Origin of the sequence: Streptomyces carpinensis, from assembly GCF_002154505.1 — a bacterium.
GTDB classification, from domain to species: Bacteria; Actinomycetota; Actinomycetes; order Streptomycetales; family Streptomycetaceae; genus Streptomyces; species Streptomyces carpinensis.
This window is the reverse complement of record NZ_MUBM01000113.1, coordinates 1-25028: the sequence shown is the minus strand read 5'-3', so window position 1 is coordinate 25028 and position 25028 is coordinate 1. Positions and strand designations below refer to the sequence as shown.

The following is a 25028-nucleotide window of genomic DNA, read 5'->3' as shown; positions in this document are numbered from 1 at the left end:
GCTGCCCGCCGCGCGGCGGGCCCTCACCGGCCTCGCGGACGGCCTGGCCGCAGCCCGGGCCGTCGGCAGCGGCCGGGTCGGCCGGCTGCGGATCGGTTTTGCCGGCTCCCTCGCCCTGACCGTCCTGCCCGGCCTGCTGCGTACCTTCCGGCAGCGGTTCCCCGGCGTGCACCTGGACATCCGTGAGATGACCACCGCGCCGCAGATCGCCGCCCTGCACGACAAGACCATCGACATCGGACTGCTGCGCGAACCCCCCGCCGACGAGGCGGAGCTCGGCTTCAGGACGGTACTCAGCGAGCCCTTCGTGGCCGTGCTGCCGACCACGCATCCCCTGGCCGTCCAGCGGACCGTGCGGCTTGCGCAGTTGTCGGACTCACCCTTCGTGCTGCTGCCCCGTACGGTCGGCCCACAGCTGTACGACCAGATCGCCGGCCTGTGCACCGAAGCAGGCTTCACACCCCGGATAGCCCAGCACGCGGTGGAGTGGCAGACCGTCTGCGCGCTCGTGGAAACCGGTCTGGGCGTGTCCCTGGCTCCTGCGAGCATCCGACGCATCCGTCTCAAAGGCGTCGCCTTCCGCAGGATCGAGTCCAGCAAAGCCCGCACAAGAGTCGCCGTCGGCTGGCGCAAGGACGACGAGAGCCCCCTGGTCGCGAACCTGCTGGCGACCGTCGGCCGAGATCTGCCGGACACGCCCCGGAAGGTCCGGGCGTCGGCGGTGATCTGATCCGACTCCTATGGGGGGTGACGTGGAGCGCCACCGCCAATCCTCGTTCCTCACCCTCCATGGCCGGAGCAGGTCACCGTCACCACGAGCATGGTGCGGAAGCCGAAGTCCAGGCGGAATCGGGAGTGCGACCTGCCATCCGGAACATTCCCGCGGTCTCGCGTTGTTGAGGCGATGCCCGAGCACCTCGGCAGGTGCCTTCGGGCACAGAGCGAGGTCTCCTTCACGCAGGCGCTCCCGGCGGCTGCCCCCTGAAGAGGGCTCCGATCCACCGCAGAGAGGTAAGAGGATTTCAATGTTCCAGCGCATCCTTGTCGCTGTCGACCCGAGCCCTGCCCGCTACTCCGCCGTGAGGCTGGCCGGCGACACTGCACGGCTGACCGACGCCAAGGTCCGTGTAGTGCATGTCGCGGCTTCCGTGGCCAACCTCGCCGCCGTCGTCCCTCTGGAGGACGACGTGCAGGCCAAAGCCGTTGTCGATGACGCCGTTGCCGCACTGCGCGACATGGGCGTCGACGCCGACGGCACCGTGGCCGGCGGCCTGACCACCCAGATAGCCACCATCATCTCCGAGGCGGCGGAGGAGTTCCACGCCGACCTCCTGGTCCTCAGCCCCCATCACCGCGGTTCGATCGAGGCCTTCTTCAACCCCCGCGTCAGCGATGCCGTCGCCCACATAAGCCGTACCGCCATACTCCTGGCGCCCGAGGACACCGACACCGACCAGAACTGAACCGAGCCCCCGGGACACGTCGGCAACGCCGACGTGTCCCGGGACTGGCAGGACCGGCTACCCGGGCGCTCGATGCCGCCGCATCACCGACGCCGCACCCGACCTCCGCACCTCGCCCCCCGGGGCCGTGCCGGGACGGGCCGCGGAGTGCGGCCGTAATTCGCTTGACCTTGGAACGGTCGACACTGCACTGTCACGGAGCACCACGGGTCGTGGTGCCGGTACCCCGGGGAGGCAGCGGCAGCAATGGAGATCCGTTCCACGACCGACCAGGACCTCGACGTCTTCGTCGACACACTCCATGCCGCCTTCGGACGCTTCCCGGAAACCCCCACCCAGGACGGCCGCGGGGTGTGGTGGTCGGCGCTCGAAATGGACCGCAACCTGCTCGCCATGACGCCGGACGGACGACCCGTCGGTACCGCCGGTGCGTACTCCTTCGAGCTCACCCTGCCCGGTGAGATCCTCGCCCCGGCCGGCGGAGTGACCGCCGTCGGCGTCCTGCCCTCGCACCGACGCCAGGGCGTGCTCACCGCGATGATGCGGCGTCAGCTCACCGAACTGCGGGCCCGCGGGGAGTTCCTCTCCGTCCTGCTGGCCTCCGAGGCCCTGATCTACCGCAGGTTCGGCTACGGACCGGCCACCTACACCCAGCGGCTGACAGTGCCACGCCACCAAGGCGCCCTCGCCCTCCCTCGTGCGCGCACAACGGCCGACGCCCCAGCGACCGGCTCGGACACCGGCACGGTCGAGGTCCTGCGGCGTGCCGAGTGCGGCGAGATCCTGGAAGAGGTCTACGACCGCTACCGCCGCGCACAGCCCGGCGCGCTGTCCCGGCCGCACCGCTGGTGGGCCTCGGGCGCGGGACAGCCCCCGATATCCCCGGCGCCGCGCTACATCGCTGTCCATCGTGACGCCGACGGCAACCCGGACGGATACGCCAGCTACTCGATCGGCGAAGGCAGCACGTTGACGGTCGACGAGACCATCGCCACCGACGACGCCGTCCTCACGGCCCTGGCCCGGTTCCTGCTCGGACACGACCTGGTCACTCAGGTCGTGTTCAAGCACTTCCCGCCCCAGCACCCACTGCGCTGGCAGCTGGCCGACTTCCGCGCCGGCGAGGTGAGCGGCGACACCGACTGGCTCTGGGTACGGCTGCTGGACATCCCGGCTGCGCTGACCGCCCGCGGCTGGTTCACGGACGGCGAACTCGTCCTCGACGTCGACGACCCGTTCCTCGGCGAGCACGGCCGCTACCTGCTGACCGTCCGGGACGGCAAGGCCGACTGCGCCCCGGCGGACCAGGAGCCCGACCTGTCCCTGGACATCAGCGACCTGGGCTCGATCTACCTCGGAGGCACCACCCCGAGCACGCTCGTGCGCGCCGGACACATCCGGGCCCACCGCCCGGACGCGGCCACCCTCGCCGACACCCTCTTCCGCGCCGAGCGCACCCCACACTGCCTGCACTGGTTCTGACCACGCACTCACCGACCCCGCACCAGCCTCGTCACTTGCCGCCGGTCGTCAGCGCCCGTCGTCTTTCGAGCACCCTCCGACGGCCCCGAGACGGCCCGGGAAGGCGACGACGCCGACTGCCAAGCGGAGGGTTCAAGCAGGCGAAACGGCAGCGCGGTCAGGCCGTCCTTGTGGTTACTGAGCGTAGAGAACACCGTGATCACGTAGACCCTTCTGCGGGCAGCGACCCCGAGGTGCTCCGGGTGTCGGTGGGCTCGCCCTGGGGTACGGCGGTTCGGGCCAGATCGGTTCCGCCGCATCCTGCTGATCGGGGAAGGGGACGCCCTCGGCGTGGGCGACCGGTCGAGCCAGTACGACGCTCGGGTCCAAGCCCTCTGCGTCGATCCAGTCTGCGCCCGTCTCTTCCAGCGACGTCCGCGGAGCCGGTCGCCGTCGGGGCCGATGGCCTGGTTCACCGCCGTGGTGTGGTCGGTCGCGTGGAAGTAGTCGTACAGCACGCCCATGTCGGTCTCCGTCGCTCACCGGACCTGTCCCGCGCCGAAGCAGAACAGGCGGCACTGACATGGGGCCGGCGGAGTCGTTCTCTCCGGCACATTCTTCACGTGTGCGCGATGAGTTCGGGCGGCGGATCGGGTCTGCCCTGGTATGCCTCGAATCATCGCTGACATCTCGGTCTCCCTCGACGGCTTCGTCACCGGGCCCGACCCCGGCCCGGACAACGGTCTGGGCACCGGCGGGAAGGCCCTGCACACCTGGGCGTTCTCCGACGACCCCGACGACCGCCGGGTCCTGCGCGCAGCGACAGCCCGATCGGGCGCCGTCCTCCTCGGCCGCCGGCTGTTCGACGTGGTCGACGGGCCGAACGGCTGGGACGACGAAACCGGCTACGGCGCCGGCGAGGTCGGCAAGCCCGCGTTCGTCGTCGTGACGAGCTCGCCGCCGGAGTCGGTACGGCTCACCCACCTCGACTGGACGTTCGTCACCACTGGACTGCCGGACGCCGTCACCACCGCGCGCGAGCGCGCCGAGGCCGTGGCGTCGGACAGCGGCAAGGATCTCGACGTCGTCCTCATGGGCGGCGGCGCCACGATCGGCTCGGCGCTCGACGCCGGGCTGGTCGACGCGCTGACGCTGCATCTGGCGCCCGTCGTGCTGGGCTCCGGGACCCCCTGTTCACCGGCGGAACGCCGCGCACGCTGGTGCAGCGGAGCGTGATCCCGACATCGACCTCGACGCACCTGACCTACGACGTCCTCTGACGATGTCGCTGCGGGACCTCGCAGCGAGCAGTCAGCCGCGCCCCGGACGGCGACTGAGGGCAGCACTCGTTCCAGCGACGTCCGCCAACCACCCTCGGCCTGAGCCTTCGCCATCGGTTCTTCTCCCCGCAGCCGGGGTTGTCACAGAACAAGCCATGTCCCCGAATGCCTTGACAAGATCCACCGCACGCCACCATCTTTGGCAACGTTGTCATTCAGCGACAACGTTGTCACTCCGGCTCTCGGGCACCACTTGTGTGATTGGACGTCCCCCTGATGGCAGAGCAGCCACACACGCCGCTCCCTTCCCGGCGATCGATCGTCGTTGCCGGCTCCACTCTTCTCGCCGGCTTCAGCCTGGGTGCTGCGCTCCCGGGGACCAGTTCGGCCGCCGAGCGCGGAGGCTCCCCTCTCGCACCGGCGTCCGCGACCGAGCTGGCCACGTACCGTCCTGTGCAGGTCTCATCGACCGACTACGCCCCTACTCCCGGCGAGTTCGTGGTGGACAGGATCACCTCGGCCGGTGTGCGGGGCACCGGATGGCGTGCGGCGGCCGGCGACCCGCAGTGGATCTCGGTCGATCTCCAGGCGGACTGCCAGGTCACGTGGATTCGTCTCACCTTCGAAGCCGATGCGAGCGATCCGGTGTTCACCCCTCCGGCGACCGGCAACTGGGCCGACGGCACCACGGGGAAGGAGATCCTCTCGAGTTACGCGCGGGACTTCGTGGTCGAGACCTCCCGCGATCAGAAGTCCTGGACGAGCGTGTACCGCACGACCGCCGGCACCGGCGGCGTCGTCAACATCCAGCTGCCCCAGCCGGTAACGGCCCGCTGGGTGCGCATGACCGCCCGCAAGCGGTCCAGTGACAACCCCCTGGGCCTGAACGGCTTCGAGGTGTTCGGCACCACCATGGGGCACCGGCCCTCGGCCACCGGCTGGACCGACTGGGGCACGCACCACGGCGATGTACCCGCGTTGGCGGTGGCCGACGACGGTACGGTGCCTGTGGAGTCCGGGTGGATGCTGACCATGGACGACTGGGCCGAGGGCGACGGCCCGGTCATATCGAAGGCAACAGTGGACACCACCGGCTGGCTGCCCGCCACCGTTCCCGGGACCGTCCTCGCGACGCTCGTCGACCAGGGCAAGCTGCCCGACCCGGTCTCCGGCTTGAACAACTTGCACATCCCCGAGGCGCTCTCCCGCCACTCGTGGTGGTACAAGCGGGACTTCGACCTGCCGCGCGGCCTGCAGACCGGGGCCGGGCGCAGGGTCTGGCTCGAGTTCGACGGGATCAATCACCAGGCCGAGATCTGGCTCAACGGACAGCATGTGGGCGGCCTGGTGTACCCGTTCGCCCGCTCCGCGCACGACATCACGGGATTCCTCGCCGCCAAGGGCAAGAACGCGCTGGCGGTGAAGATCACACCGATGCCCGTTCCCGGCAGCCCGGGCGACAAGGGGCCGGCGGGCGAGTCCTGGGTGGACGCCGGCGCCGGTCAGATGAACCTCAACTCCCCCACGTATCTCGCCTCCTCGGGCTGGGACTGGATGCCGGCCGTCCGTGACCGCGTCGCCGGCATCTGGAATCATGTCCGGCTGAGGTCCACCGGTCATATCGTCATCGGCGATCCGCGGGTGGACACCGTACTCCCGGGCCTGCCCGACACCTCGACCGCCGAACTGACCATCGTCGTCCCGGTCCGCAACGGCGACACCTCCGACCACAAGGCGGCCGTCTCCGCCGCTTTCGACGACGTACAGGTCTCCAAGACCGTCACCGTCCCCGCCGGTCAGAGCATCGATGTCGTCTTCGCCCCCGATGCCTTCAACCGGCTGCGACTGCGCAACCCCAAGTTGTGGTGGCCCAATGGACTCGGAAACCCCGACCTGCACGACCTCACTCTGGTCGCCCAGGTGGACGGCGCTGAGAGCGACCGGCGCACCACCCGGTTCGGCATCCGCCAGTTCGGCTACGACTACGATGTGCCGCTGCCCTTCGTCGCCTCGACCGACGCATACACCCAGTCCGTGGACCTTGGCCGGCAGCAGGCTCGGTACCTGAGGATCAGGTGCCTGACCCGGGCCACCGGCTGGGGCAGTTCCCTGTGGGCCTTGTCCGTGTTCGACAGCTCGCGGCCCGGGACCGACCTCGCCCTGCATGCCGGCGCCACCGCCTCCAGCGTGGACGAGGACGACCACGGACCCGGCAACGCCACCGACGGGAATCCTGGCACCCGCTGGTCCTCGGCCTTCCAGGACGACCAGTGGATCCAGGTGGACCTGGGGTCCATGCAGTCGTTCGACCGTGTCGACCTGGTCTGGGAACAGGCTTATGCCCGGACCTACGTGGTACAGCTGTCCGCCGACGGCTCGGCCTGGACCGATGCGAAGTCCGTGGACAACACCGCGGTACCGCTGCCCTTCAACAGCGGCGACGCAAGCCTGCAGGTGGAGGACTTCACCCCGCTCACGGCCCGCTTCGTCCGGCTCGACTGCGGCCTGCGCAACACCAGTTGGGGCAACTCTCTGTGGTCCTTGTCAGTGATCGACAGCACCGAACCGGGAACCGATCTCGCGCTGCACCGGAAGGCCACTGCCTCCACAGAAGACCCTGATCACCCGGCCGCCGGCGCCACTGACGGCAACCCTGGCACGCGCTGGTCCTCACAGTACGAGGACCACCAGTGGATCCAGGTCGACCTCGGCAGCGCACAGCGCTTCGACCAGGTGGCCATCGTGTGGGAGCAGGCATACCCGAAGACCTACACGATCCAGGTGTCCGACGACGGCAACACGTGGACCGACGTGAAGTCCGTGACCAACACCCCCGACCCGCTGAAAATCAGCGTGAACGGCGTTCGGGTCCTGGCCCGCGGAGGAAACTGGGGCTGGGACGAACTGCTGCGCAGGATGCCGGGCGCACGGATGGACGCAGCCGTGCGGATGCACCGCGACATGAACTTCACCATGATCCGGAACTGGGTCGGCAGCAGCAACCGCGAGGAGTTCTACGCCAGTTGCGACGAGCACGGCATCCTCGTCTGGAACGACTTCCCCAACGCCTGGAGCATGGATCCGCCGAACCACGACGCCTTCAACGCCATCGCGCGGGACACCGTACTGCGCTACCGCATCCACCCCTGTGTGGTGGTCTGGTGCGGCGCCAACGAGGGCAATCCGCCGGCCGCGATCGACCAGGGCATGCGTGATGCGGTCCAGCAGCAGGCCCCCGGCATCCTCTACCAGAACAACTCTGCCGGAGGGATCGTCACCGGCGGCGGCCCCTACGGCTGGGTCGAACCGGAGAAGTACTACGACCCGTCGACCTACGGCAGCAACGGCTTCGGCTTCCACACCGAAATCGGCATGCCGGTCGTCTCCACCGCCGCCAGCCTGCGAAACATGGTGGGCGACGAGACGGAGTGGCCGATCCAGGGTGCGTGGTACTACCACGACTGGAGCGAGCGCGGGAACCAGGCTCCGCAGAACTACAAGGCGGCCATCGAGGCGCGCCTCGGTGCGGCCCAGGACCTCGACGACTTCGCCCGCAAGGCGCAGTTCGTCAACTACGAGAACACCCGCGCCATGTTCGAGGCGTGGAACGCCCGCCTGTGGGACGACGCCAGCGGCCTGATGCTGTGGATGTCCCACCCCGCATGGCACAGCACGGTCTGGCAGACCTACGACTACGACTTCGACGTCAACGGCACCTACTACGGGGCCCGCACCGCCTGCGAGCCCCTGCACGTACAGGCCGACCCGTCCACGGGACAGGTCCTCGCGGTCAACCACACGCGCGCGCAGGTGAAGGGGGCAAGGGTCACTGCCCACCTCTACGACCTCTCCGGCCACCAGCTCGGCCACATCCGCGACGCCACCGTGGACGTCTCACCGTCGGCTACCGCGCGGGTATTCGCCGTCGGATGGACCGACAACCTGCCCGATCTGCACTTGCTGCGACTGAACCTCCAAGACGGCGCAGGCCGCACGCTGTCGCGCAACACCTACTGGCGCTATCGCACTCCGGCCGCGATGAAGGCCCTCACCACGGCCGAGCCCGTCAAGGTGACGGCCTCCGTCACGCACCTGTCCCGCTCCGGTGCGCGGCACGAGCTGACCGCCACCATCCACAACCGCGGTCCGGCCGTCGCCGCGATGGTCCGGCTCTCTCTGCTGGATGACGACGGCGGTAACCGTGTCCTGCCGACGCTGTACAGCCACAACTACCTGTGGCTCCTGCCCGGCGAATCCCAGACCGTCACACTGTCCTGGCCCGCCACGGCACTACCCGCCGGCCGCCCCTCACTCCAGGTACAGGCGTACAACAGCCGGCCGACGACAGCCCGGTCCCAGTAGGCCCGACTCCGTCGGGGATCGGGCACTGGCCGAGACAGCCGGCCGCTGACGGCCTGCCAGGTCTCCATCCGAAGGAACACATGGTGGTCCCGGAAGTCCTGGAAGGCGGTCGGCGGCCGGGGCGGGGCCTGCCCCGGTGAGAGCGGGCGGCACGAGCCCGGTGTGCACGTAGTCAGCACGCCGCTCACGGTTGTGCCGGGCGGGCCAGAGGCCGCCTGGTTTTCGGAGCCGCGGTGCCGGACCCCAGGCCGGTGGCCGGGGTCGGGCATCGTCGTCGAGCACGGCGGCGGTCCGGCCGACGTCAGCTTCCGACCGGGCCTCGGCATCGGGGCTGCGCCGTGAGGAGACGCACCCGGGCCGGCTTCGTCACCGGTGGTTCACCGAAACGAAGGCCCGTTGCGGGGTGACGCGGTCATTGCCGCACATCCACCACGTCATCCACCGCGCTCCCGGGCTGGACCCTGCTGTGCCACCAGGACCTGGCCCCGCCGCCGGCTTCGGCCGGGCCGCCTGACCCGGCGGCGGACGAGTCGGGACCACGACGGCCATGGACGATGCGCCGGAGCCGACGTCGGGGTGCTTCGCGGGTGTGACTCCGCCCGTGGCACGGCACTGTGACGACCGGGGCCACATGACCGTGATCCTGGTCAGCTTGTCCCGGGGGCGAAGGGGCCGCCACCGCGGAACGCGAGCCGTGCGAAGTTCTCGCCGATGCGGCGGTGTCCTGCGGGATCGGGGTGGACCTCGTCGGGCAGCGGGAATTCGGCATAGTCCGTCTCACCGTAGAGGTCACGTCCGTCGAGGTGGTGCAGGTTCGGGTCGTCAGCCGCCCGCTGTTCGACGATCCGGGCAAGTTCGTGGCGGATGACATTGAGCGTCAGGCGCCCGGCGGCGCGTTCGGCCGGATCGCCCGTGGCCTTGAACCGCAAGGTGCCGCCGTCGAAGTCGGGCGCGAGGGGGCCGGGGGTGTCCTCCTGGACCGGGCACAGGACGGGGGACACGACCAGCAGCGGCGTCGTCGGATGCCCCTCGCGGATGGTGTCGAGGAAGCCGTGGACGGCAGGGGTGAAGGCGCGCAGGCGCATCACGTCGGAGTTGACGACATTGATGCCGACCTTGAGGCTGATCAGGTCCGCGGGGGTGTCCCGCATGGCACGGGCGGTGAACGGGTCCAGCAGCGCGCTGCCGCCGAACCCCATGTTGACCAGTTCCACGCCGCCCCGGGCGGCTGCCAGGGCCGGCCAGATGGCGGTCGGATGGGCGGCGTTCGAGCCGTGGCTGATGGAGCTGCCGTGGTGCAGCCACACCCTGCGCCCACTGTCCGGCGCGGGCTCGATGGGGGCGTCCGTGCGCAGGGCGATCAGCTCGGTGATCTCCGTATGCGGGAGCCAGATCTCGACGTCCTTGTCACGTGCAGGTAGATCGGTGAAGCGGGCGGTGCCGGCAGGCCCCTCCGACAGTTCGGAGGACTGGGTGACCATGTCGGTGATCGTGCGGACGTTACCGCCGGCCACCGTGGCCTGGGCCGCGAGACGGCCGTCGACCAGCAGGTCGTACAGGCCGTCCGCCGGGGCCGGGAAACCTCGGTAGACCCGCTTGGTGGGCAGCGTGTCCAGTTCGATGGTGGTGGCCCGCGTGCGGAAGACCAACCGCACGCCGGAGGGCTGGGCCTCGGCCACGGCCAGTTGGTCGTCGGGGATCTGCCGGCGAGCCCGGGCCGGCAGCCGATGCGGCAGCAGACCGTGGACGGTCGCTTCCACGTCGAGGTGACCGCGCAACATGTCCGCGGTGACAGGTGTGGTGATCGTGTGGTGCTCGGTGTCCATTGCCTCAGCCTGTTGATCAATATTTCCGGAAGTGTTCGGACGCACCGGTGCGCGGCGCGGCGCACCGCCTCCTGCGGTGCGGGGCTGCTGGTCAGGGTGTGCCCCGCTTCTGTTGCGCATGCCGGCACCCCGGCACTGGCGGCCGCGTCTCGAGATCGAGCCGGAGGCGGGCGACGGGCGGCGACGACAACCATTATGTAGTTACCTAAAGCTTTTAGGCAAACCTCCCCTCATGAATCCGCTGACCGAACGAGGGATCCGTAGCGCGTTCCTGAACGGCACCAGGGGTTCGCACACCCCGCTGCGGAGCGTGGGAACCCTGGCCGCGGCATCAAGTAGCCGATCAGCTGGTCCGCCTCTCGAATGAGCTGGTCACAGCCACTCGTTGACGGCCGCTGCGAGGACGGTCACGCGGTCGCTTCGCAACGCCTGCGACACCCCGGCCAGCGCGAAGCACCAGCCGCTCAGCACCGGGAAGAGAGGCGCGTTCGGGCCCGCGGTCAACGCTGAAGGTGGGCGAGGAAGTCTGCCAGGACGGTCGCGACGGCGCCGGCGGCTTCGGCGGGGAGCAGGTGGCCGGCGGCAGGGACAGTGGTGAGCGTTGCGTGCTGAATGTGCGGTAGCAGGTATTCACGCAGGACGTCCGGCGGTTCCACCGCGTCGTTCTCCGCGGCCGGCACGGTCACCGGGACTTCGATGTCGCGTACGGCGCATGTGATGTCCTGCGCGATTCCGCGCAGCGGCCACTCCCGCCGGGTCTCGGCACCGGTGAGGCAGTCGCGCACCGCGGCGGTACGCACCGCTTCGGGCAGCGGTGCGGCGGTCAGGACATCGTCGAGGGCATGCTGCACCGTCTCGGGTGAGTCGTATGCGTGGGACAGGCCCCGCCGGTACTCCTCGGTCACCCCGGCGGGCGGCTGCGGCGGAGCGGGTGCGACGAGCACCAGGCCGGCCAGCGCGGCGGCCTGCGGGCCGCGACGAGCCGGCTCACTTTGCCGCCCATCGAGTGCCCGACGAGGACGAACGGCCCTGACACGCTCGCGTCGACGACGCGCGCCAGGTTCGTCGGCGAACTGGTCGAGGTGATAAGGCCACGGCAGGGTCCGCGAGGTGCCCCAGCCGCGCTGATCGAAACGGACGGTCGCCTGCCCAGGCGGCCAGATGTGGGCGGAGCCGCCCCAGTAGTGCTTCACGGCGGCGGAGGCCACCGCGCCGGCGTGCCGGCACCTGGACCACCAGCGCCTGGACCTCGCGCTGCTCGCAGCCGAACACCTCGGCCGCGAGCACGGCACTGCAGCACCCCCCCATCCGGCGTCTCCCGCACTGCTGTCCCACCTGCTGGCGGCACTGATCCTGCGCGCACTCCCCGACACACCCGCTGAGAAACGCGGCCGTCCCGACCCGAGTACGGGCTACGGTCCGGCCCCGTGCCGGTGGAGTTTCCGACCGACGAGCAGGCCGGGCAGTCGTCCCGGTTCGGCTGCGGCGGCAGGCTGCGTGGACGGCGGCGGGTCAGGGCTCCCTCAGGCCCGTCCTCGGGACTGGCGCGACCTTGCCCTCGACGTCCGGGCCGCGATCACCGGGTAGGCGAAGGATGAAGCCCGGACACGGAACGAAGTCGAGCCCATCGTGAAGAAAGCCGCGCGGCACGAGTTCAGGCACATTGCGACAGGCCGGGCGCCCGTTTGTCCGTGCCGTCCAGTGCCTGCCGGGCCTCGGCCACCACCTGAGGGTCGGTCACGAAGTGGGTGTCCTGGAGGGCGGAGGTTCCCGAGACTCCGAGGGGTATCCACGCACCGCCGCGCCGGGCCTCGGCCCGGGCCTTGGCGGAGAGGTGAACCGCGGCGACCCCTGCGGTCACCAGGGCGGGGATGTCCGTGGTACGCACGCCGCCGCCTGCCATGACCTGCACACCAGGAGCGGCGGCGACCATCGAGGCAAGCGTGGCCAGTCCCGCGGCCGCGGTGGCCGCGCCACCGGAGGTGAGGACCCTGGTGATCCCCAGCGCGGGAAGAAGCGCCGCGGCGGCGGCCGGGTCGGCGGACTGATCGATCGCACGGTGCAGGGTGACGTCTATGGAACGCCCTTGGTTCCGTGCGGCGTCGTGGGCGGCGTCGGCCAGGCGGGTGACGGCGTCGATGTCCAGTGAGCCTGCTGTGGTCAGCGCGCCGACGACCACGCCGGAGGCGCCGGACGCGACGACGGAGCGCACCTCGGCGACCATCAGGGCGATCTCCTCGGCCTCGTACACGAAGTCACCGGGGCGGCACCGCACCAGCGCCTGCACCGGCAGTCCGACGGCTGTCACCGCCTCCACCGAGGCCGCGGACGGGGTCAGGCCGCCCAGTTCGAGTCCGGTGCTCAGTTCGACTCGGTCCGCACCGTGTTCGCGGGCGGCACGGGCCCCGGCCGGGGAGGTGACCGCGATCTCGAGGGCGGCTCGCGACGTACCGGCGCCGCCGGGAGAGCCGGACGGCACGTCGGGCCGGTCCTGGTGAGGCGTGGGAGCGCTGCGGCCGGTCACTCGTCGTCCCCGGTGAGCGGCTGGTCGGAGGCCGGGATGATCCGGGCCGTCAGGTCCGGGTCGGCCATGTCGCGGTCGAAGGGGAACATGGGTCGGCGGATGCGGTGGTGGCCGAGTCGCACCAGGTCCTGGTCGACACCACCCGGTGTGAGGGCCATCTTCCACGCCGCGGCCATGCCGAACAGCTCCGGCTCCAGGTAGCCGATCTTCACGATGACGATGTCGGCGGAGCGGGGGTCGAGGTCCAGGTCGGTGAAGTCGTGTTCATGGTGGTAGGGCTTGCGCAGCCGGGTGAGGATGGCGTAGACGCTGCCGACGCGGATGACCACCTCGGTCTCGGCGTCGCGGTCGCCGTGCCGGATCGCGTGCACCACGCCGGTGAGGGTGACGGGGCCGGCGTGCCGGTCGTCCACCTCGGCCCCGGCGGTGACGGTGACGGTGGCGCCCACGCCGGCGGCGACCGCGGTGCCGACCGCGGCGGGGCCGGGCACGGAGGCGTACAGGACGGTCGGGCCGTCGTCCTTCTGGAACTCCGGGCGCTCCAGCAGCCGGGTCAGGCCCCAGGTGACGTCGCCGGCGCCGCCCGCGGTGGGGTTGTCGCCGGTGTCGCTGACGAAGTACGGCCGGTGTCGCGAGCGCAGGGCCTCGTCGAGGATGCCGTCGAACGTACCGGTCGGGGCGACGAAGTCGAAGTCGTGCCGGGCCTGCCAGAACCCGCGTGCGAGGCGTTCGGCGCCGGCCGACACGGCGTCCCGGTCGGGACCGGTGACGACGACGGCCGCTCGGTTGCGGGCTTCGTCGGCCCAGGCGTAGCCGACCCATATCGCCGCGTCGGTCACCCCGTCCGTGGCCTCGACCGCGTCGACCGCCGCGTACACGCTCTTGGCGGGCTCGATGCGGGTGGAGGTCTGCTCTCCGGCCAGCAGCACCGGGACCGGAACCCACGCCTTCACCGGGCGGGGGGCGCCGGAGGCGAGCAGGTCGACCAGGTTGCGGACGGCACGCTCCTTGGTCTCCATGTGGTCCTCGTGCGGGGCCATCCGGTAACAGGTGATGAGGTCGCTGCGGTGGGTGAGTTCGCGGGAGACGTTGCCGTGCAGGTCCATCGAGGTGGAGACGATCACGTCGGGGCCGACGGTGGCACGGATGCGTTCCAGCAGGACGGCCTCGGCGTCCTCGACGCCCTCCACGGTCATCGCGCCGTGGATGTCGTACCAGAGACCGTCGAGCCGGGGCAGTGCGGCGAGGCGGTCGATGAGTTCGTCGGTGAGTGCGGACCAGGCGGCGGCGGTGACCATGCCACCGGGCAGCGACTTGCCCACCAGGGCGCCGTGCCAGTCGGCGGCTTCGCGCAGTTCCTCGCCCGGGGCGAGGAAGGGGTAACGGTCGAGCACGTCGGCGCCCCGCGAGGGGTGGAAGGCGGGGGCCTCGGTGCGGGCCGGGGAGAAAGTGGACGACTCGATGCCGAGCCCGGCCACGGCGATGACCGGGCGGGCGGTGGCAGTGCTGGATTGCGACATGGCTCCTCGTGCGGGGTGCGGTGCGTCAGGGGGTGCGGTGTGCGGGGAGGCTGAAGCGCTCGGCGCCGATGTTGCGCAGGGAGTGGGCGATGGCGCGTTGCAGGGCGAACTGCCCGGCTCCGACGACTCCGGCGTCGGGCCCGAGGCTGGCTCGTTCGATGGTGAGGTGCTCGGTGACCAGCGGGTGGCAGCTGTCGTAGAGCCGGCTGCGGACCGCGGCGACGAAGGGTTCGAGGGTGGAGAGGATGCCGCCGAGATACACGGCGTCCGGGTTGAAGAAGTTGACGTTGGCGGCGAGAACCTGCCCGAGGTGTTCTCCGGCTCGGCGGACCGCGCGGGTGGCCTCGGGGTCGGCGTCGGTGACGAGGCGTACGACGTCCTCGAGGCTGTCGACGTCGACGCCGCGCTCGCGAAGGATGCGCACCAGGGCGGCGCCGGAGGCCACGGTCTCCAGGCAGCCGGTCTTGCCGCAGGAGCAGGGGATGTCGGCGGCGCCGTCGATCCGGATGTGGGTGATGTCGCCGGCCGCGCCGGTCGCCCCTCGGTAGAGGTGGCCGTCGACGATGACGCCGGCCCCGATCGCCGAACCGATCTTGACCATGATCGACTGGCGGTGTTCGGCGGAGCGCACGGTGTGCTCGCCCATCGCCATGGAGTTGGCGTCGTTGTCGACCGCGGCCGGGACGCCGAAGCGCTCCTCCAGCCAGGCGGCGACAGGGAAGCGGTTCCACCCGGGCATCCGCGACGGCAGGACGACCGCTCCGGAGTCGATGTCGACGGGGCCCGGCAGGGAGAGGCCGACGCCGCACAGCCGGTCGCGTCCGCGTTCCTCGGCCAAGGCCTCCAGGGTCTCGGCGAGCCGTGGCAGCGCCTCCTCCGGGCCGTCGGCGATGACGAACGGAACGGTGGAGACCCTGTCCAGGCGGCCGCCCGGCGACACCACACCGATCCGGGCGTGCCGGCCGCCGAGGTCGGCGGCGACGGCGAATTCGTCGGTGCCGCCGAGCCGCAGAACCTTGCGGGGGCGCCCGCCGGTGGACGACTGGGTGCCTTCCTCGGCGATCAGCCCGCGCTCGACCAGTTGTCCCACGGTGAGGGAGATGGTCGAGGGGGCGGCGCCGAGCAGGGCGGCGAGTTCGGCGCGTGACGAGGCCTCGCCCGAGGCCACGAGTTCCAGGACCCGGGCGGCCAGGGAGGAAGTCCCCTTGGCGGGCTGGCGGTTCTGCGCACTTATTTCAGTCATGTACGAAGTAACTTCCGCAACGGTGGTTGTGGCGAAGACAGTACGCCCGCACAGCGCGGACGGGAACCGCTTCCCGGACGGCATTGCCTTGACCCGTAACACGGCAAACCAGGTCAAGAGTGGTCATTCCAAGCCCCGGACATGGTCTCGGATGGTTATGTCGAGCCCGCAGAAACTTACTTTTTACAAATCCTTGTTTGTTTGTTCGGCGTGTGGGACGTTGACTGTCGTGCAGACAGCGCCGATCTCCGCGGCGCCCGCCCCGGCCGACCGGGGCACATCACGGGTCCTTTCACTCCGAGGGAGAGTCATGTTCCTTGCTCGTACGGCGTCCGGCCGCCGCTGGGCCCTCGTCGCGGGTGCCGCCGCCACGTCCGGCGCTCTGCTCACCGGCTGTTCCGGCGGTGGCACCTCGTCGGCCGGCGGAACCTCGACGGACACCATCAACTACGCGCTCCCGGCGAACTTCACGCCGAACTGGATTCTCCCGGTCGGCACGGCCGCGCACCTCAACACCAACAACTCCTCCATATCCCAGTCCCTCTGGGAGCCGCTGATCGCCTACGACGGCTCCAGCGGCCAGGTCGGCTGGAACAAGGACAACTCCCTCGCCACCGCAGCGGACTTCGCCAAGGACAGCAAGAGCGTAACGATCACCCTGGGCGACCGGCACTGGAACGACGGCAAGCCGATCACCTCACGCGATGTCGAGTTCTGGTTCAACCTGGTCAAGGCCGACAAGGCCGACTGGGCAAGCTACAGTCCGGGCAAGGCGCCGGACAACTGGACCTCGCTGAAGATCGTCGACGACACGCACTTCACCATCGCGTTCGACAAGGCTTACAACCAGCAGTGGATGCTCGCCAACGAGTTGAGCATGATCCGCCCGATGCCGCAGCACGTCTGGGACAAGACCAGCGACTCCGGTGCCGTCTCCGACCTGGACCGCACCCCCGCGGGCGCCAAGAAGGTCTGGACGTACCTCAACAACGCCGCCAAGAACATCTCCGGTTACGCCACCGACCCGCTCTGGAAGACGGTCAGCGGCCCGTACACCCTCAAGTCCTTCTCCACCGCGGGCAAGGTCGAGCTGACCGCCAACGCCAAGTACGACGGCGGCGGCAAGGCCAACATCAAGAACGTCAACCTGCTGCCGTTCACCACGACCGACGCCGAGGCGAACGCGCTGCGGGCGGGCACGGTCGACTACGGCTACATCAACGCCACCGACCTCAGCCAGGAGGCCTCCTTCAAGTCGCGGGGCTACACGGTCAAGCCGTGGGCGGGCTGGGCGATCACCTACATGCCCTACAACTTCAACAACCCCGCCATGGGCGCCGTCTTCAAGCAGCTGTACGCCCGCCAGGCGATCCAGATGTCGGTGGACCAGACCAGCCTCTCCAAGGTGGTCTTCAACGGCACCGCGGTCCCCACCTACGGTCCGATCCCCCAGGGGCAGACCTCCGACTTCGTCTCCCCGGAGCAGAAGAACAACCCGTACCCCTTCGACACCGCCAAGGCGAAGCAGCTGCTGACCTCGCACGGCTGGACCGAGCAGAACGGCACCATGGTGTGCACCGACGCGGGCAACGGCGCCACCCAGTGCGGCTCGGGCGTCGCCAAGGGCACCAAGTTCCAGATGCAGGTGCTGTCCCAGTCCGGTTCGACCGTGACCGACAACATGATGAACGCCCTCCAGTCCTCCTTCGCGAAGACCGGCATCAAGTTCACCATCAAGACCGCCCCGGTCAACTCGGTTCTTTCGCAGTCCGGTCAGTGCACCTCCGGTGAGTCGGGCTGCAAGTGGCAGCTGTCCTTCTTCGGCACCGCGGGCAGCTGGTACTTCCCGGCGTACCCGAGCGGTGACTCGCTCTTCCAGACCGGTGGCGGCTCCAACTTCGGCAGCTACTCCAACCCGGCGGTGGACAAGCTGATCACCAAGACCACCACCTCCGAGTCCACCGCGGCCGTCCAGGAGTACAGCGCCGCGCTGGCCAAGGACCTGCCGGTGATCTGGCTGCCGGAGCCGGACTACCAGGTCTCCGTGGTCAAGAACGGCCTGGGCGGTTTCGCCCAGGACTCGCTCGCCAACTTCCACCCCGCCATGTGGAAGTGGACGAACAAGTGAGCTTGGCCGCTGACCGAGCGCAGCCCTGAGCCGAAGCGACCGGAAAACACATGAGCACTCCCTCGTACCTGATCAGACGCGTCCTCCAAGCCGTCGCCGTGATCGTCATCGTGACGATCGTGGTCTTCGGTCTGCTGCACGCCCTGCCCGGCGGTCCCGCCCGCGGCATCCTCGGCCCACAGGCCACGGCACAGCAGATCGCCCGTTTCAACCATGAACAGGGCCTCGACAAGCCACTGCCTGTGCAGTACCTCTACTACCTCAACCAGCTGCTGCACGGCGACCTCGGCACCTCGTACACCCTGAACGCGCCGGTTGCCCGGCTCATCGGGGAGCGTCTGCCGAAGACCCTGGTCCTCACCGTCCTGTCGGCCGTCATCGGCCTTCTCCTGGCGATCCCGCTGGGTATGTGGCAGGCGGTGCGGCGCAACAGGCCGGTGGACTACGTCATCACCACACTGAGCTTCATCGCCTACTCCACGCCCGTGTACTTCCTCGGGCTGATCCTGGTGCTGGTGTTCAGCCAGGTGCTGCCGTGGTTCCCGTCCCAGGCGCCGCAGGGGGACACGCTCGCCCAGGTGTTCTCCGACCCGCAGGCCCTGGTACTGCCGGTGGCCGCCGGCGCCGCTTCCATGATCGCGGTGTTCAGCCGCTACATGCGCGCGGCCACCTTGGAGAACCTCTCCGAGGACTACGTCAGGACGGCGCGGGCCGGTGGTTCCCGCTCCCGCGCCATCCTGCGGCGGCACGTCTTCCGCAACTCCCTGACCCCGGTGGTCGCCATGCTCGGCTACTACGTGCCGGTGCTCTTCGGCGGTGCACTGGTGGTGGAGCAGCTCTTCAACTACCCCGGTATGGGGCTGCTGTTCTGGTCCGCCGCGCAGTCCTCCGACTACCCGGTCCTGCTGGGCTGCGTGCTGGTCATCGCCGTCGCCACCGTGGTCGGCACGCTGCTCGCCGACATCGTCCAGCGAATCATCGACCCCCGAGTGAAGGCAGGCCGGGCATGAGCGCCGTCATCCAGCCGGCCACGACGCCCGGCAAGGCCGACACCCCCCGTGAGACCTCCGGCACCCGGCTCGCCGTCCGGCGCTTCCTGCGCAACCGGCTCGCCGTCGCCGGACTCGGGGTCGTGGTCTTCTTCGTCCTGTTCTGTTTCGTGGGCCCACTGGTGTATTCCACGGACCAGACCCACACCGCGCTCCAGCAGGTCAACCTCTCCCCGGGCGGCGCACACTGGCTCGGCACCGACGCCGTCGGCCACGACGAGCTGGGCCGACTCATGTACGGCGGCAAGGTGTCTCTGATCGTCGGTCTCGCCGCGGGCGTCCTGGCCACCGTCATCGGCACTCTGTGGGGCGCGGCCGCGGGCTACGCCGGCGGCTGGATCGACGCGGTGATGATGCGGATCGTGGACGCCGGCATCGCCATCCCCGCCCTCTTCATCCTGCTGGTGGTCTCCGCCATCACCACGCCCGGCCTGGCCGGCCTGATCCTCATTCTCGGCCTGGTGTCGTGGCTGGTGCCGTCCCGGCTGATCCGGGCCGAGACCCTGAGCCTGAAGAACCGCGACTACGTGCTGACCCTGCGGGCCATCGGGGGAACGCACGCCCGCGCGATCCTGCGGCACATCCTGCCCAACTCCGTATCGACCATCATCGTCGCCACGACCTTCCAGATCGCCGACGCCATCCTCCTCGTCGCCTACGTCTCCTACCTGGGCCTGGGCGTGCAGCCGCCCGCCACCGACTGGGGCGGCATGCTCTCGGCGGGCCTCACCGCCGCCTACTCCGGCTACTGGTGGCTCATCCTGCCGCCCGGCCTGGCCATCATCCTGGTGGTGTGGGCGTTCAACGCGATCGGGGACGGGCTCCGTGACGCATTCGACGTAAGGGGACGCGGATGACCGCCACCCAGGCCTCCGCAGTCCCGGCGGCCGAGCCGATTCTCGAACTCGACGGCCTCGGCGTCGTCTTCACCGCCGAGTCCGCGCAGGTGCCCGCCGTACGGGGCGTGTCCCTGCACGTTCGTCCCGGCGAGACGCTCGCTCTGGTCGGCGAGTCGGGCTCCGGCAAGTCCACCGTCGCGCTGGCCGCGATGGGGCTGCTGGCCGGCAACGCGCGTGTCTCCGGCCGGGCCGTGATCGCCGGCACCGACATCGTCGGCGCCGACGAGGCCGGGCTCGCCGCGCTGCGCGGACGGACCGTCTCCATGGTGTTCCAGGAGCCGGCCACCGCGCTCGACCCGCTCACCCGGATCGGCAAGCAGATCGCCGAGGTGATCCGCAACCACCGCGACGTCTCCGCCAAGGACGCCGCCGCTCAGGCCGTCGACCTGCTGCGCAGGGTCGGCATCCCCGAGCCGGAGAAGCGTGTGGAGGCCTACCCCTTCCAGCTCTCCGGGGGCCAGCGCCAGCGGGTGGTCATCGCCATGGCCATCGCCAACGACCCCGCCCTCCTGATCGCCGACGAACCGACCACCGCGCTCGACGTCACCGTGCAGGCCGAGATCCTCGACCTGCTGCGCAGGCTCGCCGCCGAGACCGGCACCGGCGTCCTGCTCGTCACCCACAACATGGGCGTGGTCGCCGACTTCGCGGACCGGGTCGCCGTGATGTACCACGGCCGGATAGTGGAGACCGGACCGGTCGAGGACGTACTGCTGCGCCCGTCGCACGAGTACACCCGGCGGCTGCTGGCAGCCGTGCCCCGGCTGTCGGTCGCCGAGGCCGACAAGCGCGCGCCGGCCGGCGAGGCCCGCCGGGACGACGGGCCCGGCAGCGGGTCCGGCACCGCACCGGTGGTCGAACTCCGTGACATCTCGGTGGTGTTCGGCCGCGGCAAGCGCGCGGTGCGCGCCCTGGACGGAGTCTCGCTCGACGTCCGCCCGGGCGAGACCCTGGGCCTGGTGGGCGAGTCGGGCTCCGGCAAGTCCACCGTGGCGCGGGTCGCGCTCGGCCTGATCCCGCCGACGTCCGGCACCGTGTCCCTGTTCGGTGCCGACCTGGCCCGCACCCGTTCCCGGGCCCGCCGGGCGCTGCGGTCCGGCATCGGTGTGGTCCTCCAGGACCCGGTCGCCTCGCTCGACGCCAGGATGACGGTCGGCGAGTGCGTCGCCGAGCCGCTGCGGGTGCACCGCCGTGAACTCTCCGCCCAGGAGCGGCGCAGCAGGATCGAAGCAGTGCTCGAGCGGGTACGGCTGCCCCGCGAAGTGGTCCGCCGGGCCCCCGGCGAACTGTCCGGCGGTCAGCGCCAGCGGGTCAGCCTGGCCCGCGCGCTGGTGCTCGAGCCGCGGCTGCTGGTCGCCGACGAGCCCACCAGCGCCCTCGACGTGAGCGTGCAGGAGTCCGTGCTGGAGGTCATCACCGAACTCCAGGACGAGCTGGGCTTCGCCTGCCTGTTCGTCTCCCACGACCTCGCCGTCGTCCAGCACTTCGCCCGCCGGGTCGCCGTCATGCGGGCCGGGCGGATCGAGGAGCAGGGGCCCACCGGTGAGACGCTGCTGCACCCGGAGACCGCCTACACCCGGCGGCTGCTGGCCGCCGTGCCGGTGCCCGACCCGGTGGTCCAACGCGGACGCAGAGCCGAGCGCCTGGCCACCTTGGCGGCCGGGCTCACGGAGGCCGGGGCGTGAACGAGAGCAACCGCACTCTGTTCGCCGGGGTGGACATCGGTGGGACGACGACCCAGGTGGTTCTCTGCGACGACGAACTCACGGTGCTGGACCGGGCCGGGACGACCACGCCGGCGGCCTCCGGCGGGCAGGCCATGATCAACGCCGCGCTCGGTGTGCTGGCGCAATTGTTGCGGCGTACCCCCGGCCGGCTGGCCGGCGCCGGCGTCGGCGCGGCCGGGGTGGTGGACTCCGCCGCGGGTCGCATCCTGGTGGCCAGCGACTCCTTCCGCGGCTGGTCGGGTTTCCCGGTCACCGCCACCGTGGAGGACGCCCTGGGCGTACCGGCGTTCCTCGACAACGACGTCAACGCGTTCCTGCGCGGGGAGGTGTCGTCAGGCGCGGTGCGAGGCGAACCCGATGTTCTCGGCATCGCGCTGGGCACGGGCGTGGGCGGCGCCCTGTGGGCGGGCGGCCGGCTCTTCGCCGGACCGCACGGCGCGGCCGGCGAGATCGGGCACATCCCAGGATTCGGCGACCTGGCCTGCACCTGCGGAGGGCGCGGCCACCTGGAGACCTTGGCCTCCGGCCGTTCCATCGGTGCCCGCTACACCGACCGCACCGGCCGCCGGCTCACCGCGCGAGAGGTCGCCGACGCGGCCGCGCACGGCGACGAGGACGCCCTCGCGGTCTACCGCGACGCCGGTGCCGGGCTCGCCCGCGCGGTCGTCATGACAGCCGGCGTGGTGGACATCACCACGGTGGTGATCGGCGGCGGTGTCAGCCGCGCATGGCACCTTCTCGAGCCCGCCATACGGGCCCGGCTCACCGAGGAGCCCCCGGTCAGCGGTCATCCGGTCCGCCTGGTCCGTGCCCGGCTCGGCGCCGACGCGGTAGCCGTGGGCGCCGCCACCCGCGCCCGCCTGGAGACGACGCCAGGTGTGAGAGCCGAGCCGACACCGGAAGGCCGTCGAGGACCCAGCGGCCCGGAGAGGCCGCACCGTGTCGGCATCGGTTCGTGATCGCCCGCGGCCAGGCTCGTGAAGGCTGAAGACGCGGTCCTCCTTTGAGAATCACCAGTGCGCCCGTCCGGGCAGCCGAGGCTGCCCGGACGGGTCTCTGACTTCACAAGGCACTGGCCGCGGTCGGCACCCTCACCATCCGGCGAGTGGTGAAATCATGCGACGATGCCGGACGATGCTGTTCAAGCGGTTCCCGCCCAGGTCTCTGCCCGTCTAGTGGCCACCGCCGCGGCTCCGCTCGACCCCGCATCGGCGGACGCCCCCAGGTGCTGCACTGGCCCGGGCGCAGGCTGCTGCTGCAGCGCGGGGACACCGAGCTGGCCGTCCGCGACCTCACCGGGCGGGGGCGGAGGTTCGCTTCCCCGCGCCCTGGCCTCGCCGGCACGGCTCGGTGCCGGTCTCGCCCACGGCCGATGTCGCCGTGTCAGCCGGCGTGCACGCGTTGAGAGCCGTGAGCTGAGCGGCCGATAGCGGACGGGCTGTAGAAAATCTTCCAGGACCGCACGGCGCCGGAGCCGCGGATGCGGGTACGAGGCGGCGGCCGGCAGCGGTGTCAGACCGCGCCGCGCCCGGAGCGATCACCCTTGTCGCCACCTCCTACGGCTGGAAGTACTCGACCGCGACCCGCGACGACCGACTTGTCGCGAGTCCTGTTCCCCATACCGTCGGGGTCGGTCCCCGCGCGCACGCGCCGGCGTGTCCCGCAATGCCGGGTAGGGCCAGTAGGCCCAGTGGAAGGTGCGCCACCTGAACGGCGGACCTGATGTGCAGCAGGTTGCCGGGCCCGGAAGTCTAGGATCCGTCACTGGACAACGGGGCATCGTCCGCCTGCCTGAATGGGGCGGACCGGCCTGAGCACCGAGGAGACCGGATGCCGCATCAGGCAGGGAGAACTCGCTGGAGGCGCTTCGCTGCGATCCTGGTCACCAGCATCTCCGCCTGCGCAGTTCTCGGTATCGCCATGGCGCAGGGAGCACTCGCAGCGTCGTTCTTCATCTCCGGCCAGACATTCAAGATCGCCGCGGACACTCTCACCGCCCGCGGGGTCAGCATCTACAGCATGGTCGACGTCACCAGGAAGCACGAACTCGTGCCGGTCGTGGTCACCGGAACCCGGCACGCGACGATCAGCGGCCTGTGCCAGTCCGTTCTGGTAGACATCCCGGTGCTGGGCCCTCAGACGCTGAGGATCACAAGTGGCTACGAACGGCCGGCCACGGCATCGAATCTCTTTCTCGACATCACAAGCCAATCGGCCGATGAAGCGCAGTTCAAGGGCCTCGATATCGGAGTCGCACAGGGCGCCATCACCAAGGGACCCATCAATCCGGGAGACAGGAACTCGCGATTCTTCGACCCCGACGGCGTCGGCCAGCAGGCCGACTCGTCCACCCTGACCCAGGTGCGCTGGACGACGGTCGCGCTCTCCTCCAGCACGTTCAACCTGCCCGATCTGCGTCTGCAGCTCAAGCCCGGCAACCACGAATGCTTCTGACCGCCGTTGCGGAGAGTACCCGCCCACGCCCCGCGCCGGCCTCACGCTCTCCAAGCACAGCCGCACCGCTGACCAGGACAGGACCTGTGATCACCAATTTCCTCGGAAGGCAACAGGAACTGCGCAGCACAGCGGCAGACGCCCGGTGCAGATTCAGAACCTGGCGCGGCCTACGCCCCTTCTGGGCCGGACTGTTCACGTTCACGGCCGGCCTGCCGATCCTGTACTGGCCCTACGCGAACCTCAACATGAACGGCATTCCGCTGGCGCTGTCGACCACCTCCGGTGCCGGATCCCTCGTCATCGGCGTCCTGCTCATGGTCCTCGGGCTCAGCCTCTGGCACCGCTCCGCCCTCCGCGTGCCCGCCGGGATCGCCACCCTCCTGCTGACCCTCATCTCCTTTCCCGTCGCGAACTTCGGCGGTCTTTTCCTCGGACTGATCTCCGGTCTGATCGGCGGCTCCCTGGCCTGCGCCTGGACGCCACCCCATACCGCCGAACCGTCGCCGGCATCGACAGACCACGCGTCCTGCCTTGTTCCGGAAGGAGAGAGCCGGCGCGGCAGCTGACCTTCACACGTCCCGGACCGCGGAGTCCTCCGATCCGGAGCTCCGCGCGGTCGCCGCCGGGTGGGAGGGGCCGGCCGATCCCGAGGGTGCGGTGCGCAGGCTCGGCCGGGATCGTCGTTCGCCGGTTCGGTTTCCTGTGCTCGGTCCAGGTCCGGGAACTCCCGGCGTCCAGTAGTCGTGGAGGGCCGCGCCGCCCTGGTCCGGCGTGGCAGGGTGCCTAGCTGCGGACGAATCCGGCCGGGTCGGCCAGGTAGCGATCGAGGTCCGGGTCTTCGTGGAGTTCGTCGAACTCGTCATGGATCTGCCATGACGGTCCGAGCTCGGCGCGAAGACGGCCGAGAGTTCGGTGCACCGCCTCGTTGAACTCGCGGCACTCGGCTTCACGCCACGGCCCTGGGTCCGGTGGGTAATCCCAGTTCAATGAGGTGTCGTACCGTGCCACCAGGCTCTTCAGTTCGTCGCGGAGAATCCGGCTGATCGGCAGTCGGTCCGGATCGACCCATATCGGGTAGGCGGGCCGGTT

18 protein-coding genes and 1 pseudogene are annotated in these 25028 nt (G+C 70.1%); 12 read left to right on the top strand and 7 right to left on the bottom strand.

Translation table 11 applies throughout. The features are described 5' to 3' along the window. The 5 genes and pseudogenes from BZY54_RS16725 to BZY54_RS16705 all read left to right on the top strand — a co-directional run. A partial coding sequence (locus tag BZY54_RS16725; protein WP_086725991.1) for a LysR family substrate-binding domain-containing protein occupies nt 1-730 on the top strand: 730 nt, incomplete at its 5' end. Nucleotides 731-1025: 295 nt separating this feature from the next. After that, nucleotides 1026-1463 carry a universal stress protein gene (locus BZY54_RS16720; RefSeq protein ID WP_086725990.1) on the top strand — a complete coding sequence of 146 codons (438 nt, stop codon included), beginning with the start codon at nt 1026-1028 and terminating at the stop codon, nt 1461-1463. Nucleotides 1464-1709: 246 nt separating this feature from the next. After that, nucleotides 1710-2945, top strand: a complete 1236-nt coding sequence (locus BZY54_RS16715) for a GNAT family N-acetyltransferase (protein ID WP_086725989.1) — start codon at nt 1710-1712, stop codon at nt 2943-2945. Between the two features lie 645 nt (nt 2946-3590). Further along, a pseudogene (locus tag BZY54_RS16710) lies at nt 3591-4204 on the top strand (dihydrofolate reductase family protein). Between the two features lie 276 nt (nt 4205-4480). Further along, nucleotides 4481-8566: a discoidin domain-containing protein gene (locus BZY54_RS16705; RefSeq protein WP_086725988.1), complete on the top strand. Its 4086-nt coding sequence runs from the start codon at nt 4481-4483 to the stop codon at nt 8564-8566. A 647-nt stretch (nt 8567-9213) separates the two neighbouring features. Here BZY54_RS16705 and BZY54_RS16700 read toward each other — a convergent pair. The 6 genes from BZY54_RS16700 to BZY54_RS16675 form a co-directional block, all read right to left on the bottom strand. Further along, nucleotides 9214-10392: a GDSL-type esterase/lipase family protein gene (locus BZY54_RS16700; protein WP_086725987.1), complete on the bottom strand. Its 1179-nt coding sequence runs from the start codon at nt 10390-10392 to the stop codon at nt 9214-9216. 372 nt (nt 10393-10764) lie between these two features. After that, nucleotides 10765-10896: a hypothetical protein gene (locus BZY54_RS54760; protein ID WP_279634688.1), complete on the bottom strand. Its 132-nt coding sequence runs from the start codon at nt 10894-10896 to the stop codon at nt 10765-10767. Beyond that, complete coding sequence (locus BZY54_RS16695; protein ID WP_279634687.1) at nt 10893-11600, bottom strand: alpha/beta fold hydrolase; 708 nt, start codon at nt 11598-11600, stop codon at nt 10893-10895. Before BZY54_RS16695 ends, BZY54_RS54760 begins: the two co-directional genes overlap by 4 nt. A 446-nt stretch (nt 11601-12046) precedes the next feature. Beyond that, nucleotides 12047-12871 (bottom strand): copper homeostasis protein CutC, encoded by an 825-nt coding sequence (locus tag BZY54_RS16685; RefSeq protein WP_086725992.1) that lies wholly within the window; start codon nt 12869-12871, stop codon nt 12047-12049. A 41-nt stretch (nt 12872-12912) separates the two neighbouring features. Further along, nucleotides 12913-14436 (bottom strand): M81 family metallopeptidase, encoded by a 1524-nt coding sequence (locus BZY54_RS16680; RefSeq protein ID WP_086725986.1) that lies wholly within the window; start codon nt 14434-14436, stop codon nt 12913-12915. A 25-nt stretch (nt 14437-14461) separates the two neighbouring features. Continuing rightward, nucleotides 14462-15679, bottom strand: coding sequence for an ROK family protein (locus tag BZY54_RS16675; protein WP_086725985.1), 1218 nt, complete (start codon nt 15677-15679; stop codon nt 14462-14464). A 310-nt stretch (nt 15680-15989) separates the two neighbouring features. On the opposite strand from BZY54_RS16675, the gene BZY54_RS16670 reads away from it, so the two are divergent. The 7 genes from BZY54_RS16670 (at nt 15990) to BZY54_RS16635 (ending at nt 24505) form a co-directional block, all read left to right on the top strand. Next, nucleotides 15990-17807, top strand: coding sequence for a peptide ABC transporter substrate-binding protein (locus BZY54_RS16670; RefSeq protein ID WP_086725984.1), 1818 nt, complete (start codon nt 15990-15992; stop codon nt 17805-17807). Nucleotides 17808-17857: 50 nt separating this feature from the next. Continuing rightward, nucleotides 17858-18817, top strand: coding sequence for an ABC transporter permease (locus tag BZY54_RS16665; RefSeq protein ID WP_086725983.1), 960 nt, complete (start codon nt 17858-17860; stop codon nt 18815-18817). Further along, nucleotides 18814-19713: an ABC transporter permease gene (locus BZY54_RS16660; protein ID WP_086725982.1), complete on the top strand. Its 900-nt coding sequence runs from the start codon at nt 18814-18816 to the stop codon at nt 19711-19713. The genes BZY54_RS16665 and BZY54_RS16660 overlap by 4 nt, the downstream gene beginning before the upstream one ends. Further along, on the top strand, nt 19710-21440 hold the full coding sequence (locus tag BZY54_RS16655; RefSeq protein ID WP_086725981.1) for a dipeptide ABC transporter ATP-binding protein: 1731 nt from the start codon (nt 19710-19712) through the stop codon (nt 21438-21440). The genes BZY54_RS16660 and BZY54_RS16655 overlap by 4 nt, the downstream gene beginning before the upstream one ends. Before the next feature lie 17 nt (nt 21441-21457). After that, on the top strand, nt 21458-22441 hold the full coding sequence (locus BZY54_RS16650; RefSeq protein WP_425276287.1) for an ROK family protein: 984 nt from the start codon (nt 21458-21460) through the stop codon (nt 22439-22441). 871 nt (nt 22442-23312) lie between these two features. Further along, nucleotides 23313-23936 (top strand): DUF6230 family protein, encoded by a 624-nt coding sequence (locus BZY54_RS16640; protein ID WP_086725980.1) that lies wholly within the window; start codon nt 23313-23315, stop codon nt 23934-23936. Nucleotides 23937-24022: 86 nt separating this feature from the next. Further along, on the top strand, nt 24023-24505 hold the full coding sequence (locus BZY54_RS16635; RefSeq protein WP_086725979.1) for a DUF6114 domain-containing protein: 483 nt from the start codon (nt 24023-24025) through the stop codon (nt 24503-24505). 217 nt (nt 24506-24722) lie between these two features. Here BZY54_RS16635 and BZY54_RS16630 read toward each other — a convergent pair. Then, nucleotides 24723-25028, bottom strand: a 306-nt coding sequence (locus BZY54_RS16630) for a hypothetical protein (RefSeq protein ID WP_107419732.1), incomplete at its 5' end; no start/stop codon positions are given.

Bases quoted from the DNA above. Each gene is read 5' to 3' on its own strand.
- BZY54_RS16640 (WP_086725980.1), top strand. From the start codon at position 23,313: ATGCCGCATCAGGCAGGGAGAACTCGCTGGAGGCGCTTCGCTGCGATC.
- BZY54_RS16675 (WP_086725985.1), bottom strand. From the start codon at position 15,679: ATGACTGAAATAAGTGCGCAGAACCGCCAGCCCGCCAAGGGGACTTCC.
- BZY54_RS16700 (WP_086725987.1), bottom strand. From the start codon at position 10,392: ATGGACACCGAGCACCACACGATCACCACACCTGTCACCGCGGACATG.
- BZY54_RS16670 (WP_086725984.1), top strand. From the start codon at position 15,990: ATGTTCCTTGCTCGTACGGCGTCCGGCCGCCGCTGGGCCCTCGTCGCG.
- BZY54_RS16660 (WP_086725982.1), top strand. From the start codon at position 18,814: ATGAGCGCCGTCATCCAGCCGGCCACGACGCCCGGCAAGGCCGACACC.
- BZY54_RS16705 (WP_086725988.1), top strand. From the start codon at position 4,481: ATGGCAGAGCAGCCACACACGCCGCTCCCTTCCCGGCGATCGATCGTC.
- BZY54_RS16665 (WP_086725983.1), top strand. From the start codon at position 17,858: ATGAGCACTCCCTCGTACCTGATCAGACGCGTCCTCCAAGCCGTCGCC.
- BZY54_RS16720 (WP_086725990.1), top strand. From the start codon at position 1,026: ATGTTCCAGCGCATCCTTGTCGCTGTCGACCCGAGCCCTGCCCGCTAC.
- BZY54_RS16680 (WP_086725986.1), bottom strand. From the start codon at position 14,436: ATGTCGCAATCCAGCACTGCCACCGCCCGCCCGGTCATCGCCGTGGCC.
- BZY54_RS16655 (WP_086725981.1), top strand. From the start codon at position 19,710: ATGACCGCCACCCAGGCCTCCGCAGTCCCGGCGGCCGAGCCGATTCTC.
- BZY54_RS16715 (WP_086725989.1), top strand. From the start codon at position 1,710: ATGGAGATCCGTTCCACGACCGACCAGGACCTCGACGTCTTCGTCGAC.